Below are 16913 nucleotides of genomic sequence, written 5' to 3'. Positions count from 1 at the left end.
GGCTAGTTGCTGCGACAAGTGAAGGACCGATGTTGTTGCAGTGTCAAGGATGTGATCGAGAATGGCCGGTCTTCGGTCCATCGGCGTCTGCGGCTAAAAAAGACCTGGCAGGAGCTGTAGCGTTCGACGCCCGGATCGGGCACATCCCCCCGGGGCGCCGCCGCCGGAGTGCGAGGCGCGGCGCCACGGAGGACCGCTCGGGACCACCACGAGCGGACGGTGCTACCAGGCGCTCGCGCCACCGTCGACCGGGTAGTTGGCACCCGTGATGTACGACGCCCGGTCGGAAGCGAGGAAGGCGGCCAGCTCCACGATCTCCTCGGGCCTGGCGAACCGCTTGAGGAGCGTCTTGCTGGTGACGGCGTCCCGGAGGGCCTGGTTGTCACCGAGGTCGCGGTCGCTGGCCGGGGTCAGCACCGGACCGGGGCTGATCGCCACCGCGCGTATGCCGTGCGGGGCTCCTTCGAGCGCGAGCTGCCGCGTCATGCCGATGACGCCGGCGTTGGCCGCGGTGTGCGCCACCATCGGAGGGTTCGAGCCGGCGATCATGCCGGCCTCCGACGCCACGTTGATGATGACGCCGCCGCCACGCCGGACCAGGTGCGGCCAGGCGAATTTGGACACGAAGAACGGGATGTCGAGTTCGCCGGCCTCCGTCGCCCGCCAGTCTTCGACCGAGAAATCCGGCATGGGGCCGAAACGCTGCATGGCCGCGTTGTTGTACACCACATCGAGCCCGCCGTAGGCGCTGACGGCGCCCTCGACCAACTGCCGCGCCTGCTCCGGGTCGGTCAGGTCGATCGGCGCGATTCCCGTCATCTCGCCGCCCGCGTCGCGGACGAGCCCGACCGTCTCGTCGTTGAGGTCGGCCTTGACGTCCGACCCGACGATCTTCGCACCCTCCCGGGCGAAGACCAGTGCCGCGACGCGCCCCATGCCGCCCGCGCTGCCGGTGACGAGTACCACCTTCCCGTCGAGCATTCCCATCGAGCTTCTCCTTGCCTCTGGATCAGTACTTGCTTGACGAAGCAAGCTTGTGCCCCGTCCCGGACGAGCGTCAAGCGATGCGCCGCGCGGACGCGGGTGACTGCACTCACAACCGATGTGCGGGGTGTCCCCCGGGGCCCGGCTGAGTCAACTCGTCCCGCCGACGGCTTGACACGTCAGGCGCGCCCAGCGGCGCTTGCCCGGTGGTTTGGGCACCTCAGTCCCTCGCCCTGGCCGCCCGCGATCGGCACCGTTGTGCGGCGGCCCTGCCGCAGCGACGCCGGAGAGTCCTCGCTCCGCGCAGGACTGTCCGACCGGGAGGGAAACGTCGGCCGGCCGGCGGGCGGGGAGAGTGCTCGAGGCGGGCCGTACTCCCGGCTCCGCTTGAGCGACAGCGCCCGCCAGGCGGTGCGCAACACATACACGCCGGCCGGCCTGCCGGAGACCCGCGCGGCGGGCGCCAGCACGAATTCGGGGAGTACCAAAAGCCCGGCCACGGCGGCGCGCACCAGGTGCGCGACCGTGGCACCCGTGACGGAGGAGTTCTTGAGCAGGGCGGTGCCGAGCGGCACCCCGGCGCAGTTCGCAGCCTCGGACGCCATGGTTCATTCCTGCTGTGAAGGGGTGAACTCACGTTCCGCGGCCCGCGCCGGCAGGCGCCGCGGCCTGCCGCACGCCACGATTCTGGACCTGGTGACCGGCCGGTGGCGCCGGCGTCGTGCGAGGACCTTGACGAGGAGTGCCGGAACCGTCACGGCCGCCACCGCAGCGACGGCGACCGCGCCGGCCGTGCGCAGCAACCCGGTCGCGGCGGCACCGGCGAAGAAGCCCAGCAGCACCGTCCCGGTGCCCCAGACCAGCGACGCCGTGGTGCTGTAAAGAAGGAAGCGCCGGTAGGGCATGCCCGAGGAGCCGGCGGCGTAGGGCAGGAAGGTCCTCGCGAACCCGATGAACTTGCCCGTGAAGACCGCGGCTCCGCCATGGCGGGTGAGGAAGGCCCGGGCGCGTCCGTCACGGTGGCCGACGAGGGCTCTGAGGGAGTGCCGGCCGGACCGCCGCGCACACCTGCGGCCCAGGACATAGCCAAGGTTGTCGCCGGTGACGGTGCCCGCCACCACGACGGCCGCCAGAAGGGGGGCGTTCAGCTCGCCCCGGCCGGCGACGGCCGACGCCAGCAGGACGGCCGTCTCGCCGGGCACCAGAAGGCCGACGAAGGCGCTGGTCTCGCCGGCCGTGAGGACGAACACAGCGGCGTACGACCACCATCCGGCCGCCTCGATCACACGGTCGAGGTGCATGGCCCTCAGCCCGCCTGCCGCAGGGCCGCGGAGGACGCGCCCGGTAGGCGCTTGCGGGTTCCGGCGCGCCCGCGCACCGGCTTGGCCCGGCCTTCCGGCTCCCAGGCGTCCGCAGGGCCGCGGGCTCGTGCGCCCCTGCGCGAGAGGCGTCCCGCGAGGAGCCAGCTCACCAGGGGCACTCCCGCGGCGAACGTGACGGCGAGCCCGGTGTGCTCGGTGGTCAGGACGGACGTCGCGACGGCGCCCAGCGCCGTCGTCATGACGACGACACGCGCTCGGGACGACGAGACGGCGCTGATGACCCCGAGTGCGATCAGCAGGCACCACCCCGTCAGCGCACCGGGCATGGCCAGGTAGTCGCCGAGAAGACTGCCCTCACGCGCCGGGAGGTGGTTCAGAGGAATCCAGCTGGTGTAGGCGAGCCCGGCCGCACCGGTCGACAGCAGTGCGAGAGCGGTGCGGGCGTAGGCCGCCGGCCGGTGGTGCGCCAGCCACAGCAGCACCAGGGCCGTCAGCGGCCAGGGAGCGAGGAGGCGGACGACGGCCATGGTCTGCGCCGTTTCCAGCCGGTCGGGTTCCAGCGGGGAACCGGCTGCGGAAAAGACGCCGAGGAGGGCCGCGTGGAGCAGTGCGAGCGCCGCCGCCCCGGTCGCCAGGTGCCTTAGGGTCCTGCGGGTGACGGTCTCCTGCCCCTGCCGGTCGTCACGCGGCCGGTCCGTGTGCCCACGGTCGGACGCCGGTTCGGTGGAGCCGTGCGGTTTCGTGGTGTGGGTTACCACTTGGTCACCTCACTAACTTGACGCCGCAACCATTACATTATTTGATCCGTCAAGCAAGTAGTTCCATCCATGCCCTCCGACATGGGCGCCACGACCCGCGGCCAGGTGACCCGCAATCGGAGTTACATGCGGCCGACGCTGCAAATACTTGACGAGTCAAACAGATGTGGTGGAAAGTGGCCTGCCGCAGCGAGTCCGCCCGAGGAGGACATCATGACGACCCCGGCCTTCGAGACAGGTCTGGGCTCGTTCGGGGATGTCGCCTCGCACGGCGGCCGGACACTCGGCGCCGCCGAGACCGTCCGGCTGCTCGGCAAGATCGCCAACGTGGTCCAGACGATCTGCGTCTGCGCCGCTTCGGCCTCAAGCACGACATCCTGCACCTCCCCCTGACGGCGCGCGCCCGCACGATCGAACTGCTGGGCCGCGAAGTCGCCCCGCGCGTCGGGAAACTGCTCACCAAGGAGTCCGCCCATGTCTGATCTCGTGTTCGGCCTGGACACGTTCGGCGAGGTACCCGAGGACGACTCCGGCGTCCTCGTCTCCCACGGACGGGCGATCCGGCAACTGGTCGAGGAGGCCGTGCTCGCGGACGACCTCGGCGTGGACGTCCTCGCGCTCGGCGAACACCATCGCCCCGAGTACGCGGTCTCGACGCCGGAGACCGTGCTGGCCGGCATCGCCACCCGCACCAGCCGCATCCGTCTCTCCTCCGGAGTGACCGTGCTCAGCTCGGACGATCCCGTACGGGTGTACCAGCGCTTCGCGACGGTCGACGCGCTCTCCGGCGGCCGGGCCGAGGTCATCCTCGGCCGCGGCTCCTCCACGGAGTCGTTCCCCCTGTTCGGATTCGACCTGAGTGACTACGACACGCTGTTCGAGGAGAAGCTCGACCTCTTCGTGCAGCTGCTGGAGGAGAAGCCCGTCACCTGGAAGGGCACCGTGCGGGCCCCCCTGGAGAACGCGGAGGTCTTCCCCACCACCGAGTCCGGACGCCTGACCACATGGGTCGGTGTAGGCGGTTCCCCGCAGTCGGTCGTCCGGACGGCTCACTACGGACTCCCCCTCATGCTCGCCGTGATCAGTGGTTCGGCCGAGCGCTTCGCGCCCTACGTCGACCTCTACCGGCGCGCGGCGGAGCAGTTCGGCACCATCGCCCACCCGGTGGGTATGCACTCCCCCGGCTTCGTCGCCGACACCGACGAGGAGGCCAGGGAGGTGTTCTGGCCTCACTACCGGGAGATCCGGGACCGGATCGGCGCGCTGCGGGGCTGGCCCCCGGTGCGCCGGCGGGAGTTCGACGCCGAGATCGAGCACGGATCCTTGTACATCGGCTCACCCGAGACGGTCGCGCGCAAGATCGCCGACGCCGTGCGCGGGCTCGACGTCGCCAGGTTCGACCTCCTGTACACCGCGGGCTCACAGCCGATCAGCGCCCGCCTCCGCGCGGTGGAGCTCTACGGCTCGAAGGTCATCCCCATGGTCCGCGACATGCTCGCCGGCTGAAGCGGTCCGGCACCGGCCGGAAGAAGCCGGCTTGAACCGCGCCGTCGTACGCGGCGACCGCGGTCCGTCACCGCCATATCCCCACGGTCGGACGAGAAAGGAACCCGATCACGGCACAGCCGCAAGGCGAGGAACCGCAGGCGCTTCTGAAGCGACAGGAGAACTGAGGAACCAGTACCTCGTACCGGCGGCGAACGGCCGCGGACCACCGCACGGGGCATCCAGCACGCCGCGTACATCGCACGGGACGTCGAGGAGACGATCCGCTTCCACCAGGACGTGCCGGGCTTTCCGCTGGTGGTCTGATCGAGAACCGGGACCATCCCGGGTCGACTCACTTCTTCTTCGACGTCGGCGGCGAAACATGCTCGCCTTCTTCGACTTCCCGGGCCACTCGCACCCGGACTGCGCGGAGACGATCGGCGGCGGCCACCACATCGCGCTGTCGGTCACGCAGGAGGCGTACGAACGAGGTGAAGGGCCGCCTCGACGAACGCGTCCTGGGCCCCCGCCTGGACCACCCCGCCATCACCTGGCTCCTGGAGCGCTACGGATCCCCGGCCGCCCTGCGCAAGGCAGGCCGCCGCAGACTCGTCGAGGTCGTCCGGCCCCAAGCACCCCGCATGGCCCAGCGGCTCGTCGACGACATCTTCACCGCCCTCGACGAACAGACAGTGATCGTTCCCGGCACCAACACCCTGGACGTCATCGTGCCGTCGCTGGCCAAGTCGCTGGCCGCCGTCCACGAACAACGCCAGGCCCTGGAAGCCGAGATCGAAGCCCTGCTGGAGGCCCACCCTCTTTCGAAGGTCCTGACCTCGATGCCCGGCATCGGCGTCAGGACCGCCGCAGTCCTTCTGACCACCGTCGGCGACGGCAGCTCGTTCCCAAGCGCCGCCCACCTGGCCTCCTACGCCGGCCTCGCCACGGCCGCCAAATCGTCGGGAACCTCGATCCACGGCGAACATGCTCCGCGACGGAACCTTCTACGAACCCAGGACCCCACGCCTCGCTTGACGAAAGACATAGAGGCACCCCCCGTGGCCTCCGAGGTGAACTTCCACTCGGTCAGCGTGTGCCGGGGGTAGGGGTTGGCCCAGGCGCCGCGGTCGTTGTCGACCACCAGCCGGTACGGCAGCCGCCGCGGGGCCAGGCCGGACGACAGCAGTTTCTCGTCATTGCCCCAGTCGACCTCCTGGTCACCCTGGTACAGGGTGACGCGACGTCGAAGTTGGCGTGGGCGTCGCCCATGTGTCCGGCACCGGAGTCACCCCAGCCCGGCACCGGCAGCCACATCGTGTCGCCGTAGCGCGCCGGCTGGTAGCCGAGCGGGCCATCCGGGGCCGCTGGACCGGTCCGAACCAGGCGACCGGGCTGGTGGTCCCGTGGCGATAGGTGGTGAACTCCTGCGACGTCACCCCGGCGCTCCCGCCACGTGGGGTCCGCGGGGACGCCCCCGGTCCAGTGGTGCACCACGTCGTAGACGTAGTCGGTGGTGGGGTTCGAGGTGACCGTCAGGCGGACACCGCCGTGCCACAGGGCACCGAGAAGGCCGGCGCGCTGGTCGGTGTCGAGCGTGGCCGTCGACAGGGGAGCCGGGTCCGCTTCCAGCTTCCCGCCCGGGAAGGGTGAGGGTGTCACTGCGGCGCACCACCGCGGCCTTGCCGCGCACACCGGCCTCGGCCAGCTCGTCGGCCGAACCCGTTCCGCCGTAGACCGTTGTCAGCCGGTGGGTGCCGGCCGACAGCGGGGTGACTCCCCGCCTGACCGGGATGTCGCGGTAGGTGTGCGTCTTGGTCGCGATGGTCAGGGCGGGCTCCTCCAGACGGAACCGCGCCCCGAAGGTGAAGCCCTCCTCGTGCTGCCGGGAGGTCGGCAGTGCCCAGATGCTGTCATACGTGTCATCGGGCATCTGCACGGTCGTCACGGAGCTGTCGCCGAACGCCTGGGACACGTCCAGCCGCGACAGGAGTGCCGTGGCGTCCTGGGGGGCCTCCGCGCCGACCCGCCGGAGCCGGCGTCCGTCGAGGGTGACGGTGCGGTCCTGTTCCACCTCGGCACCCTGGAAGCCGAGCAGTGCCAGACCCTGCGCATGGGGGCCGTTGGCCCCCGTGACGGTGGACAGCATCGATCCGCTGTAGACACCGGGCGGCACCCGCAGGGTGGCGCGGCCGGAGTCGTCGAACGTCGCCGACGTCCACAGGTGTTCGGACGCGACCAGATCGACTCCCCGGCGAGCGGCCGGCCGGACCGGTCCCTGGCGACGAGGGTCAGGTTGTGGCCTTCCCCTCGCGTGAGGCACCGATCAGCGTCCGGCCCCGGACGGCTCCGGTGTCGTCGGTCCCGAGGACCGTGCCGCTGACCGGCCGGTCGGCGGGCAGGCGGCCGACCGCCGTGGTGAGCCGCACCGATCGGCTGCCGTGCGCGGGCACGGTCACGTGCCGCTCGGACAGCGGGGGCCGTGATCGCCGGCGTGCCCGTCCTGCTGCTGTACGTCGTGGCCCAGCGCTGGGTGATCGAGGGTGTCTCCCGCTCGGGCCTCAAGGGATAGCGGATCGCGGGGGCGGGTGGCCGGTACCGGGCCCCGGCGGGGGCCGGTACGGCGTGCAGGCCGACGAGGCCGGCCCCGGAGGGCCGAAGGTCCGCGCCACCCACGTCGTCGACGAGGTACCGCGGGGACTTGGGGACGGGAACGCGCGGGACCGTCGGCTCCCGCGCCCCGCTTGCCGACGCGCTCGAAGTGAGTGAACCTGCTGGGAGGGCCCGCGGGCACAAGGCGCCCGCACACGGTCGTGTGCGGACCGTCCAGACCCCAGGACTCCCGCGGGCCGGCGGCTCGTCACCCGCCGGCGGATCCGTTCCCGGGGCCCGGCGCACCGGGTACGGCCGGCGCGGCATCGCGGGAGGTATCACCATGTGCTTCGTCCACTCCGGAACCATGCCGGCCGGCAGCCTGCGGCACCAAGCGTCCGCCGGGCCGGGCGCGGACGCGCTGTCCCGCCTGGCCGCCGGCGAGGAGGGCATCGGCGGCATGGACGTCGCCGGCTCCGGCACTCCCGACGTGACGGCGGGGCCGGGCGGGCAGACGGTCGTGGACGGGTACGGCAGGGTGCTGCACAACCGCTGGAACAGGGACCTGCCGCCGGTGGCCACCGTACGGCCCGGCGAAGTGGTCCAGTTGCTGTGCCGGGACGCGCTGGACATCGGTGAGGCGGCACGGACGATGACGCCCGACGGGACCCTCACCATCGACCTGGGTCTGGTGCATCCGCTGACGGGGCCGGTGGAGATCGTGGGCGCCGAGCCCGGCGACATCCTCGAGGTGGAGATCCTGGACGTCGGCCCCCTGGTGGACTTCGGCTACGTCGCCATCAGCCCCGCCCTCGGCCTGTTCGGTTCCCTTCGTCCGGAGGCGCTGGCTCCGTTCGCCTCCTGGAGCGAGGCCTCGCAGGTGAGCGACCCCACTCCCGGCCCTGCAGCCGGGGCCATACCCGAGGACCAGGCCTACAACAGCGGGGCCCCCTTCCTGCAGACCTTCGCGTTCGAGCGGGGCCAGAGCGACGGCCTCGCCTCGTTCACCGGCGTCGACACGGGCAAGACGGCCCACGTCCCCGTCGCCCCGTTCATGGGCATCCTCGGGGTCGCCCCGCTGCACAGGGGCATGTACCGTACCTTCCCGCCGGACGTCAGCGGGGCGATGGGCGGGAACACCGACATCCGACAGCTCGTCAAAGGTGCCCGGGTCCAGTTCCCCGTGTACGTGCCGGGAGCCATGTTCTCCGCCGGGGACGGGCACATGGCGCAGGGCGACGGGGAGGTGACGGGGACGGCCGTCGAGACGCTGATGGCCGTCACGCTGCGCTTCGGCGTGGTGAAGAACACCGTGATCGCCTCCTCCCGGGCCATCGTTCCGGCAGCGGACCCCACGCAACTGACCATGCCCGCGGAGATGCTCCAGCAGGGGTACTACCAGACCGTGGGCACGGGACCGGATCTGATGGAGAATGCCAAGACAGCCGTCCGGGAGATGATCGACTGGCTGGTGAACGACCAGCAGGTGAGTCTGCACGAGGCGTACGCCCTGTGCAGTGTGGCCGGTGACCTGAAGATCAACGAGACGGTCGACCTGCCCAAGTGGCTCGTGTCGATGACCCTGCCCCGCGGCATCTTCGGCTGACGCTTCGGCCGACATGCCTCGGCCTTGCCCGTGTGCCGAGGGAACCGGTGTTCTCCGACGCCGGCCCGGCGCAGGGCGGCGGACCGGTCGGGTGGCGGTCCCCTTCGCTCAGCCGAAGTCCGGCGGGCTGGTGCGGGTGCGCTTGATCTCGTAGAAGCCCGGCGTGGAGGCGACGGCGAGCACGCCGTCCCACAGCCTGGCCGCCTCCTCCCCCTTCGGTGCCGGGTTCACCACCGGGCCGAAGAAGGCGACGGGGTCACTGCCCGCGTCCTGGCCGGGGACGGCGATGACCGGGCTGCCGACGTCCTGGCCGACCAGGGCCATCCCCCTGTGGTGGGAGGCCCGCAGCTCCTCGTCGAACCGGTCGGTGTCGCCCGCGTCGGCGAGGTCCACGGGCAGGCCGGCCTCCCGCAGGGCGTCTTCGAGCGTGGCCCGGTTCTTGGGCTGCTGCCGCAGGTGGTAGCGCTCCCCGAGGGCCGTGTACAGCGGTTCCAGAGTCTCGGGGCCGTGCAGCTGGGCTGCGGCGGTGAGAACCCGCACCGGCGCCCACGCCTCGCCCATCAGCACCCGGATGCGCTCGGGCAGCTCGTCCAGCCTGTTCTCGTTGAGCACCGCCAGGCTCATGACGTGCCAGGTCACCTTCACGGGCCGGCTTCTGGCGACCTCCAGCATCCAGCGGGAGGTGAGCCACGTCCAAGGGCAGACGGGATCGAACCAGAAGTCGACAGGCGTCGTGGGCTCGTGAGAGGTCGGTGTGCGCACGGGGGACTCCTCGAATAGACCGGTCGCCTAGTATGCACCACGGACGGGGGCGGTCGTCGCCGGGCACCGAGTGTCGGGAACCTCTCCATGACCGGGCCCACCGGAATTCAGACGACCGGTCATCTGTTGGCCGTCATGTCCTGACGGCACCTCGCCGCCGCGGCGAGTCGGCCGGCCCGCAGATGCCATCGCGGTGCAGCGCCTGAGCGAATGAGCAGCATATGAGCCACCACTCCACCCACCGCCCCGGCCCGGCGTCCTCACCCCGGCCGGGCACCAGCTGCCGTTGCGAAGGCACCGTCCTGCTCAACGGTTCGGTCACCGTGCCGGTCACCCTGTCCTTCCACTACGCGACCGACGAGCCGTACGCCGTGCGGATGGTGGTGGACTCGGGTGTGACACCACCGGTGAAATGGGTGTTCGCGCGTGATCTCCTCGCGGAGGGGCTGTCGAGGCCCGCCGGTCTCGGAGACGTGCAGACGTGGCCCGCGCCGCGTCGCCCGCACCAGCTGCGGGCGGGACGGGGCGCGCTGTGCATTCGGCTCAGCTCGTCGGCCGGCACCACGATCGTGTCCGCGCCGGCCACCGCGCTACGACGCTTCCTCGACCGCGCCTACGGCAGCGTGGCGGCCGGCACCGAGAGCGCCATGCTGCGGCTGGACGAGTCCCTCGCCGGGCTGAGGCGCGGGACCGGTCGCAGCACGGAATGACCCGGATCCCTTCCCGGCCGCGCGGCGGCATGGTGGAAACCCCGGCCGAGTCGACTCGGCCCCGCAGGCCGCAGGCCGCCGCGACGAGCGACCCGCACCCATCGGCGGGCCGCCCACTGCTCGAAGACACGTGTCATAAACTCCGCACACGTATCACCCGGCGGGCTACGTCGTATTCGGTGACCGGTGCCTTTCCGCCTCGACCGGGAGGTCATGGAAATGCCGTCCTGGCGGGGACACGCTTCGACCTGGGCTCACCCACCGCCGACAACATCGCGACCCTGTGGCCCGAACACATGCAGGCTCAGAAGAAACCTTCTCACCCCAGGCCGAGCACGTGTGGTCGACCAGTTCCACTGCGCCCCCGCACGGGCCGCCTCGCCATGCAGGACAAGACGTACCGGCACTATCCGGCCGTCGTCCCACCTGGACGGTGCTCCCTTCGCCACCGGCGAGATCCCGCACGCCGACGGCTGCCAGAGCACCGCTCACAGTGCATTTAGTTTCCTCAGCAATTTGAGTCGACCGGTCGCTTTCCAAATGGAGAATTTCCTGTTTCTGCGACCTGAGTCCCGGATAACTCGGTACGCACCGGTCTGCGACAGGGTTCCGGCATTTACACTGCCGCCATGGCAGACGCGACAACTATCAAGCCCCTGAACCGCGACGAGGAGGCTTTCCTACGGGCCTTGGGGAGAGTTATGACACTCCTGCCCCGGGTCGTGGACGGGGACATGCTGGAGGAGCATCCGATTTCGAGTACCGAGTACACCGTCCTCGTGCACCTCTCCGAAGCGCCGGACAACCGGATCCGGATGAGCGAGCTGGCCGGCATGTGCGGGCTGTCACTGAGCGGGATGACGCGCGTGGTGAACCGGCTGGAGGCGCAGTCGCTGGTCACCCGTGAGAAGTCACCCGACGACGGGAGGGCCTGGCTCGCCGTTCTCACCAGTGCCGGGTGGACGCAGCTGAAGCAGGCCTGGCCCACCAATCTCGCGAGCGTACGGCGCCATGTGTTCTCGCGACTGGAGGGCTGCGACATCGCCGCCGCCGCGAAGGTCCTGGAGCGCATAGCGTCCGCCTGACGCTCCGTCGCCCGAGCGGACCGGCATCCTCTCCGGGGCCCCGGCAGAGGATGCCGCGCCAGTGCTCCGCGATCCCCTGCCGCAGGCCGAGGACCTCGCCCTCCCCGCCGGCCCCGGTCGCCCCTGCCGAGGAGTCCCCGCCACGGACCGTCGGACCAGGCGGTGCCGGGCGGACACCCGTCAGCCGTCGGTGATGCCCAGCAGCTTGCGGATCGCCGGGACGGCCAGATTCCTGCTCTTGAGCGCCGCCGTCGCCCTGTTGCCGAGGACGAGGACGTCGCGGCCGAGCGCCGGAAGGAGGGTGGTGCCCCCTTCGGGTCCGAGGGGTACGGAGAAGATCCTGACCGGCGCGGGCTTGTACGGGCGTGGCCGGCCCCCGTGCTTGCCGTGGTCGAGGTACGCGCGGATGTTGTGCGCCGCGGCCTCCCCCTGCGCCACCGCCGAGGGGCTGAGCTTGGCCTCGGACACGTCGTTGACGTCGCCGACCGCGAAGACGTCCCTCTGTCCCAGCACCCTCAGGTGTGTGTCCACCTTGACGTGACCGCTGCCGTCGAGCCAGGTGCCGAGTCCCGCCAGGCGGAGCCACAGGGTGTTCGGAGTGGTGCCGGTCGTCCAGTACACGATGTCGGCGGAGAGGGGGCTGCCCGCCTGGTCGCGCAGCCGGGCGCCGACGCCGCCGGCGGAGGTGACGAAGGTGTCGAGCAGGACCCGCACGTCGTGCCGCTCCAGCCAGGCCCTCGCCTGACGGCCCATCCGGCCGGTGCCGTGGTGGTTGAGCAGGCGGGGGCCGCGGTGTGCGAGGGTCACCGTGGCCCGCGGGTTGGCCCGCCGCAGTTCCGCCGCCAGTTCCACGCCGGAGGGGCCGCCGCCGACGACCAGGATGCTGCGAGCTCCGGCGACGCGTCGCTGGTGGCTGCGGAAGGACTCCGCCGCCTCCTCGACGGTGCTGCCGGTGAAGCGCGCCGGTTCCTGGTAGTCGGCACCTGTCGCGATCACCAGGGCGTCGTACGGCACCCGGTGGCCGGTGGCGAGGACCACCTCACGTTCAGCGGTCGCTATGCCGACGGCCTTGTTGCGCACGACACGGCCGCGGGCGAGAAGTGAGTCGTACGGGATGAAGGGGGCGTACGTCCATTCCTCGTCGGTGCCGGCCCGTAGCGAGGCGACGCGGTGAAAGAACGCCTCCTTGAGGTCGATCAGCGTGACGTCGGCGTCCGCGTCGAGTTCGCGCGCCAGGCGTACTCCCGCGTACCCCCCGCCGATGACGACGACCCGTCGCCGGGTCGTGACTATGGCCATGATGAGCTCACTTCTTCGTACTCCTGCCGAGTCTCCTCGACAGACAACCGATGGCGCCCGGCCAGGGGCCGCCTTCCGTTGCACGCCCGGAGACACGTGCGGGGTTCAGACGGGCTCCCGTGACGTGCGAATTCTCTCCATGTGGGCACATGTGTGAAGATCCCGTGTGCATCCGGGCGCCGCGGCGGGCGGCCGGGCCGATCGGGCCGCGTGCACGGCCCCGCCCGTGGCGGCGACGTCAGCCGGCTGCCGGGTTCGGGTGGCGCAGCAGCGTACCGGCCCTTTCCTCGAGCACTGCCACCGCCAGCAGTTCGCCGTCGACGGGCCCGTACCGTTCGAGGGCCCGCTCGTGCAGGCGCCGGACGGCGTCCGCGACGTCGTGCGGAGTGCCGCGCTGTTCCGCCAGAGCGATGATCGCCGCCAGCTGGTCGTGGATGCGGTCCAGGCCGTACGCGGGGAGGTAGTCACCGGCGAGGAGGGCGGGCAGGTCCCGGCGGACGAAGGCGGACGAGGCGGGGCCCGTGGCAAGGACGTCCGTGAGGACGCCCAGGTCGATGCCGGCGCGCCGGCCGAGCAGCAGCGCTGCGCGCCGCCACCGGTCACGTCGATCTCTACCACCGGGCGCTCCAGCAGTCCGGACACGCTCCACGACCGGTCGGCCAGCACTCCCTGGGCCTCGTCGCCGACACCGACGAGGAGGCGGTCGAGACCTGGTGGCGGTACTGGGAGCCGGTCGTGACCGCACTGGCCGACAGCGCGCTCTACGTGGGCTCCCCGGAAACCGAGCTGATGGGCCGCGAAGTCGCCCCATGAGTGAGGGAACTGCTCAGCGACGAGCCCGCCCGTGTCCGGCCCGGTACGGCACCGAGGTGATCCCCCCGCTCGTGCCGGCCGGCTGACAGAAGGCCCCGAGGAAGACGCGAAGGAATGCAATGAACATCACCGACCTCCGCACGATCGGCATCCTGGGCGCGGGGAAGGTGGGAACCGGGCTGGCGCGGCTCGCGGTGCGAACACCGTCGACTTCCCACCAGTAGTTCATGGCGTCGGCGACGAGTCTGCCGCGCAGTGCCTCCACCGGGACGTTGCGGTACTTGCCCAGGGGGAGGGCCGCGACGACTTCACCGACCCGCGCACGTCCACCAGCGAACTGGTCCAGGCGTTCCTGCCGGGCTCCCGCGTGGTCAAGGCGTTCAACCACATGGGCCACCACGACCTGGAGGACGAGGACCGGCCCGCCGGGGCGGCCGACCGCAAGGCGATCGCCCTCGCCGGTGACGACCCCGACGACAGGGCCACGGTCGCGCACCTCGTCCACGCCCTCGGCTTCGACCCCGTCATCGCCGGCCCGCTCGCCGCCGGCGTACGACTGCAAACCGGGCACCGAACCCTTCGGCGCCGACGTGAGCGCCGCGGAGCTGCGCGCCATGCTCGACCGCTTCCCCGCAGCGGAGCCGGGCCGCGCCGTCAGCGAGGCTCGCCGAGGCGGTGTCGTCGGCGGGGGTGGCCGAGGCGGTCTCCAGCGTCTCCGAGGATGATCAGGACGCCCGCGCCGGTCAGTCGGTCGGCGCCGCCAGCCGCGGAGGGCCGGGGTGATCGCACACGGCCTGGGCCCACCCACCGTCTTCGAACGGGCGAGCCGGTCCGGCAACCGGAGGGCAATCGGGCACGACACGCACACGTACCGGCCTGCGGGCGTCTGGACTCGGGAACCGCGTACGGCGGGTCACGGCTCGCGCGGATGCTCCCGGCCGCCGAATAATTGGTATCGCCGGAACACGGCGGAGCACCTTTCGACGACCGGTCGGCGGCAGCCGACGACCAGCACCTCGGTGGAAGGAGCCGTCTTGTGACGAGCAACGGCGCAGCACCGGATCAGCGGCGGCGGAACGGGCCCGGGCAGAGGCGCGTAACGGACCTCGGCCACACCCTCCACCGTGCCTCCGGTGCGGCCAGGCGCCGGTTGAACGGCGTCTCGGCGGGTGTCTACCTGTTGGACGAGCACCGCGGCGGACTCCGTCTCGCGCTGGCCGACGGAAGTCCGCCGTCTGTGTTCACGCTGCCGGGGCGGATGGAACTGGAGGGGCCCGCCGCCACGGTCCGCGCCGTCCTGACGGGACAGACGGCCGTGCTGCTGGACCGGGACCCCGCCGACCCGCGCCGCGAAGGCTATCTTCCGTACCCCTACATGGCGGCAGCGGCCCCCGTCGTCGCAGGCGACCGGCGCTTCGGCGCCCTGACCGTGCTGCGGCTGGAGACCGAGGGCGCCTTCACGGGCGCCGAGTGCGCGGACCTGCGGGATGTCGCGGACCGGCTGGCCGTGGCCCTGGCCGGGCTGGCCGACGGCGGTGTGGCCGTGGCGGCCGGTCCGATGCCGGTCATCGTGCCGCCGTCCCGGGACGACCCTCGTGCACCGGTGTGCGTCCCGGGCTGGGGGCTGGGCGACATCCCGGGCTCCGCGGGCACGAGCATGATGTTCCCGCTGCGCCGCCTGGCGGAGTTGCTCAACCGGGCGACGACCATCGAGGAGGTGGTGCAGGCCGCCCGGTACTGCGTCATGGACCCGTTGAGCGCCCGGGCACTGGCACTGGTGTCGGCCGTCGAGGGCCGGCTGTGGGTCCTTGGGCACAGCGGTGCCTCCTCCGGCATGGCCCGCGCTCTGCACGGTGCCAGGATGGACGACCGGACGCCGGCGGCACAGGCGTTCCGCGGCCGCCCGGTGTTCCTGACCGGGCACTCGCCCACGGGTTCCTTCTCGGCCGACGAGTCGCGCGCCGAGCTGTACCTGCCGCTCACCGGCGACCGCCAGTTCCTCGACCTGGCGATCGGCGGCGGCGGGCGGGTGGTCGCGGTGTGCTGCCTGGAGTTCTCCGGGCCGCGCGGCTTCCCGCCCGAGGAGAGGGCCCTTCTCGGCATGATGGCCGGGCTGCTGGGAGCTGCGGTGCGCCGGGTCGAGCTGAGCACGCAGCAGCGGGCGATGAGCGAATGCCTTCAGCGTTTCCTTCTGCCCTCCCGGCTGTCGGACCTGCCTCGGCTGGCCACCGCGGCGCGCTATCGGCCCGCCGGTGTCACCACCAGGGTGGGGGGTGACTGGTACGACGTGATCACACTGCCCGGGGACCGGGCCGTCCTGGTCGTCGGCGATGTCGAGGGGCACTCCGTGGAGAGCACCGCCGTCATGGGGCAGATACGCACCGCGGTGGCCTCCTACGCCGTCGAGGGCCACCGTCCCGCCGCGGTGATCGACCGGACCGGCAGGCTCCTGGCGGCGCTGGGCACCGACCTCACCGCGACCTGTGGCGTCGTCGCGCTGGACACGCTGGACGGCACCGTCGAGGTGGCCCTCGCCGGGCATCCCCCGCCCCTGGTACGGCGGCCGGACGGGAGCGTCGGCGTCCTGGCCGCCCCGGCCAACCTGCCGCTGGGCGTTGCCCCGGCGGGCGCCTGTCAGGCACGCGAGCACCGCGTCGCGTGCGGGTCGGTCCTGATGCTGTATACGGACGGCCTCGTCGGCTGGGACGCGCCCGATCCGCAGGTGCGCCTGCACGCGCTGCTCGGTGCCGGCAGCGGGGCGCCCGTGCCCGATCTCGAACAGCTCGCCGACCTGGTCGTCGAGGACGGCTCCACGCCACAGCAGCGCCGGGACGACACCGTCCTGCTGCTGGCGCTGTACGGCGGGGCGGTGACGCAGGAGGAACCCCGCGTGGGGAGCCTGCACATTCAGCGCCGTGATCTGCTCGGGGTCCGGGCGGCCCGCGCGTTCGTCCACGACCAGCTGGGTTCCTGGGGGCTGGAGGAGATGTCGGAGCCCCTGGAGCTGGTCGTCTCCGAGATCGTCACCAACGCGCTCATCCACGCCGGCAGTGACGTCGACGTGCGGCTGCGGGCCTTCGACGACCACCTCCGGCTCGAGGTACGGGACTCCGACAGCAACCCGCCGATACCCTCCTCGCTGTCGCTCGGCGAGGAGGAGAACGCCGAAGCGGAACACGGCCGGGGTCTGCTGATCGTGGAGGCGCTGGCCGACACCTGGAACAGCTCCCCGAACGGACAGGGCAAGACGGTGTCCCTGACCCTGCCCATCACCGGCCGGTGAGCGGCGGCGGTGCGCCGGCGGGCGCCAGGTCCAGACACATCTGGTGCGTGACGGCCGGCGGGTCCGGCCCGAAGGCGGACCGATTGACCGCCAGCCGACCGGTCAACCAATGTCGGAGCAGGAAGCTTCACCCACCCCGGAGAGATGATCATGAGCACTCAGAAGGTCGCCGTCGTCACCGGTGCCTCGCAGGGCCTCGGCGCGAGCATCGTCG

Annotated in this window: 16 protein-coding genes and 1 pseudogene; 7 read left to right on the top strand and 10 right to left on the bottom strand. The window is 71.5% G+C overall.

The window, feature by feature from the left end; all coding sequences use genetic code 11:
- Nucleotides 1–222: 222 nt before the first annotated feature.
- From ACZ5DC_RS37240 to ACZ5DC_RS37225, 4 genes are all read right to left on the bottom strand, one after another.
- On the bottom strand, nucleotides 223–987 hold the full coding sequence (locus ACZ5DC_RS37240; protein WP_468660355.1) for an SDR family NAD(P)-dependent oxidoreductase: 765 nt from the start codon (nucleotides 985–987) through the stop codon (nucleotides 223–225).
- A 176-nt stretch (nucleotides 988–1163) separates the two neighbouring features.
- Entirely contained in the window at nucleotides 1164–1589 is a 426-nt protein-coding gene (locus ACZ5DC_RS37235; protein ID WP_468660353.1) for a hypothetical protein, read from the bottom strand.
- Nucleotides 1590–1592: 3 nt separating this feature from the next.
- Entirely contained in the window at nucleotides 1593–2285 is a 693-nt protein-coding gene (locus ACZ5DC_RS37230; RefSeq protein ID WP_468660351.1) for a DedA family protein, read from the bottom strand.
- A gap of 5 nt (nucleotides 2286–2290) precedes the next feature.
- Nucleotides 2291–3064, bottom strand: coding sequence for a hypothetical protein (locus ACZ5DC_RS37225; RefSeq protein ID WP_468660349.1), 774 nt, complete (start codon nucleotides 3062–3064; stop codon nucleotides 2291–2293).
- A gap of 213 nt (nucleotides 3065–3277) precedes the next feature.
- Here ACZ5DC_RS37225 and ACZ5DC_RS37220 point away from each other — a divergent pair, with 213 nt between their 5' ends.
- The 3 genes and pseudogenes from ACZ5DC_RS37220 to ACZ5DC_RS37210 form a co-directional block, all read left to right on the top strand.
- Nucleotides 3278–3457, top strand: coding sequence for a hypothetical protein (locus ACZ5DC_RS37220; RefSeq protein WP_468660347.1), 180 nt, complete (start codon nucleotides 3278–3280; stop codon nucleotides 3455–3457).
- Between the two features lie 81 nt (nucleotides 3458–3538).
- Nucleotides 3539–4570, top strand: a complete 1032-nt coding sequence (locus ACZ5DC_RS37215; RefSeq protein ID WP_468660345.1) for an LLM class flavin-dependent oxidoreductase — start codon at nucleotides 3539–3541, stop codon at nucleotides 4568–4570.
- 491 nt (nucleotides 4571–5061) lie between these two features.
- Nucleotides 5062–5547: pseudogene (locus ACZ5DC_RS37210) on the top strand (transposase); the annotation flags it as partial.
- Between the two features lie 437 nt (nucleotides 5548–5984).
- On the opposite strand, the gene ACZ5DC_RS37205 reads toward ACZ5DC_RS37210, so the two are convergent.
- Entirely contained in the window at nucleotides 5985–6698 is a 714-nt protein-coding gene (locus ACZ5DC_RS37205; protein WP_468660343.1) for a hypothetical protein, read from the bottom strand.
- A 142-nt stretch (nucleotides 6699–6840) separates the two neighbouring features.
- A complete protein-coding gene (locus ACZ5DC_RS37200) occupies nucleotides 6841–7008 on the bottom strand; it encodes a hypothetical protein (protein WP_468660341.1) in 168 nt (55 codons plus the stop codon).
- A 500-nt stretch (nucleotides 7009–7508) separates the two neighbouring features.
- Between ACZ5DC_RS37200 and ACZ5DC_RS37195 the strand changes: the two genes are divergently transcribed.
- Nucleotides 7509–8747: an acetamidase/formamidase family protein gene (locus ACZ5DC_RS37195; RefSeq protein ID WP_468660339.1), complete on the top strand. Its 1239-nt coding sequence runs from the start codon at nucleotides 7509–7511 to the stop codon at nucleotides 8745–8747.
- A 108-nt stretch (nucleotides 8748–8855) separates the two neighbouring features.
- On the opposite strand, the gene ACZ5DC_RS37190 is transcribed toward ACZ5DC_RS37195, so the two are convergent.
- Nucleotides 8856–9509 (bottom strand): mycothiol-dependent nitroreductase Rv2466c family protein, encoded by a 654-nt coding sequence (locus tag ACZ5DC_RS37190; protein ID WP_468660337.1) that lies wholly within the window; start codon nucleotides 9507–9509, stop codon nucleotides 8856–8858.
- 221 nt (nucleotides 9510–9730) lie between these two features.
- Here ACZ5DC_RS37190 and ACZ5DC_RS37185 point away from each other — a divergent pair, with 221 nt between their 5' ends.
- Nucleotides 9731–10219 carry an SsgA family sporulation/cell division regulator gene (locus tag ACZ5DC_RS37185; RefSeq protein WP_468660335.1) on the top strand — a complete coding sequence of 163 codons (489 nt, stop codon included), beginning with the start codon at nucleotides 9731–9733 and terminating at the stop codon, nucleotides 10217–10219.
- 701 nt (nucleotides 10220–10920) lie between these two features.
- Complete coding sequence (locus tag ACZ5DC_RS37180; RefSeq protein ID WP_468660333.1) at nucleotides 10921–11304, top strand: MarR family winged helix-turn-helix transcriptional regulator; 384 nt, start codon at nucleotides 10921–10923, stop codon at nucleotides 11302–11304.
- Between the two features lie 180 nt (nucleotides 11305–11484).
- On the opposite strand, the gene ACZ5DC_RS37175 is transcribed toward ACZ5DC_RS37180, so the two are convergent.
- The 3 genes from ACZ5DC_RS37175 to ACZ5DC_RS37165 form a co-directional block, all read right to left on the bottom strand.
- Complete coding sequence (locus ACZ5DC_RS37175) at nucleotides 11485–12603, bottom strand: NAD(P)/FAD-dependent oxidoreductase (protein WP_468660331.1); 1119 nt, start codon at nucleotides 12601–12603, stop codon at nucleotides 11485–11487.
- A gap of 238 nt (nucleotides 12604–12841) precedes the next feature.
- The gene (locus ACZ5DC_RS37170; protein WP_468660329.1) at nucleotides 12842–13252 is read right to left on the bottom strand and encodes an NAD-binding protein; all 411 of its coding nucleotides are present in this window, start codon (nucleotides 13250–13252) and stop codon (nucleotides 12842–12844) included.
- Between the two features lie 177 nt (nucleotides 13253–13429).
- Nucleotides 13430–14032: a hypothetical protein gene (locus ACZ5DC_RS37165; RefSeq protein ID WP_468660327.1), complete on the bottom strand. Its 603-nt coding sequence runs from the start codon at nucleotides 14030–14032 to the stop codon at nucleotides 13430–13432.
- Between the two features lie 420 nt (nucleotides 14033–14452).
- On the opposite strand from ACZ5DC_RS37165, the gene ACZ5DC_RS37160 reads away from it, so the two are divergent.
- On the top strand, nucleotides 14453–16699 hold the full coding sequence (locus tag ACZ5DC_RS37160) for a SpoIIE family protein phosphatase (protein WP_468660325.1): 2247 nt from the start codon (nucleotides 14453–14455) through the stop codon (nucleotides 16697–16699).
- Nucleotides 16700–16913 lie beyond the last annotated feature (214 nt).

The sequence above is a fragment of the Streptomyces sp. NPDC031445 genome (assembly GCF_055581365.1).
The sequence above is the reverse complement of the archived record's forward strand: the minus strand, read 5'-3'. Positions and strand labels throughout refer to the sequence as shown.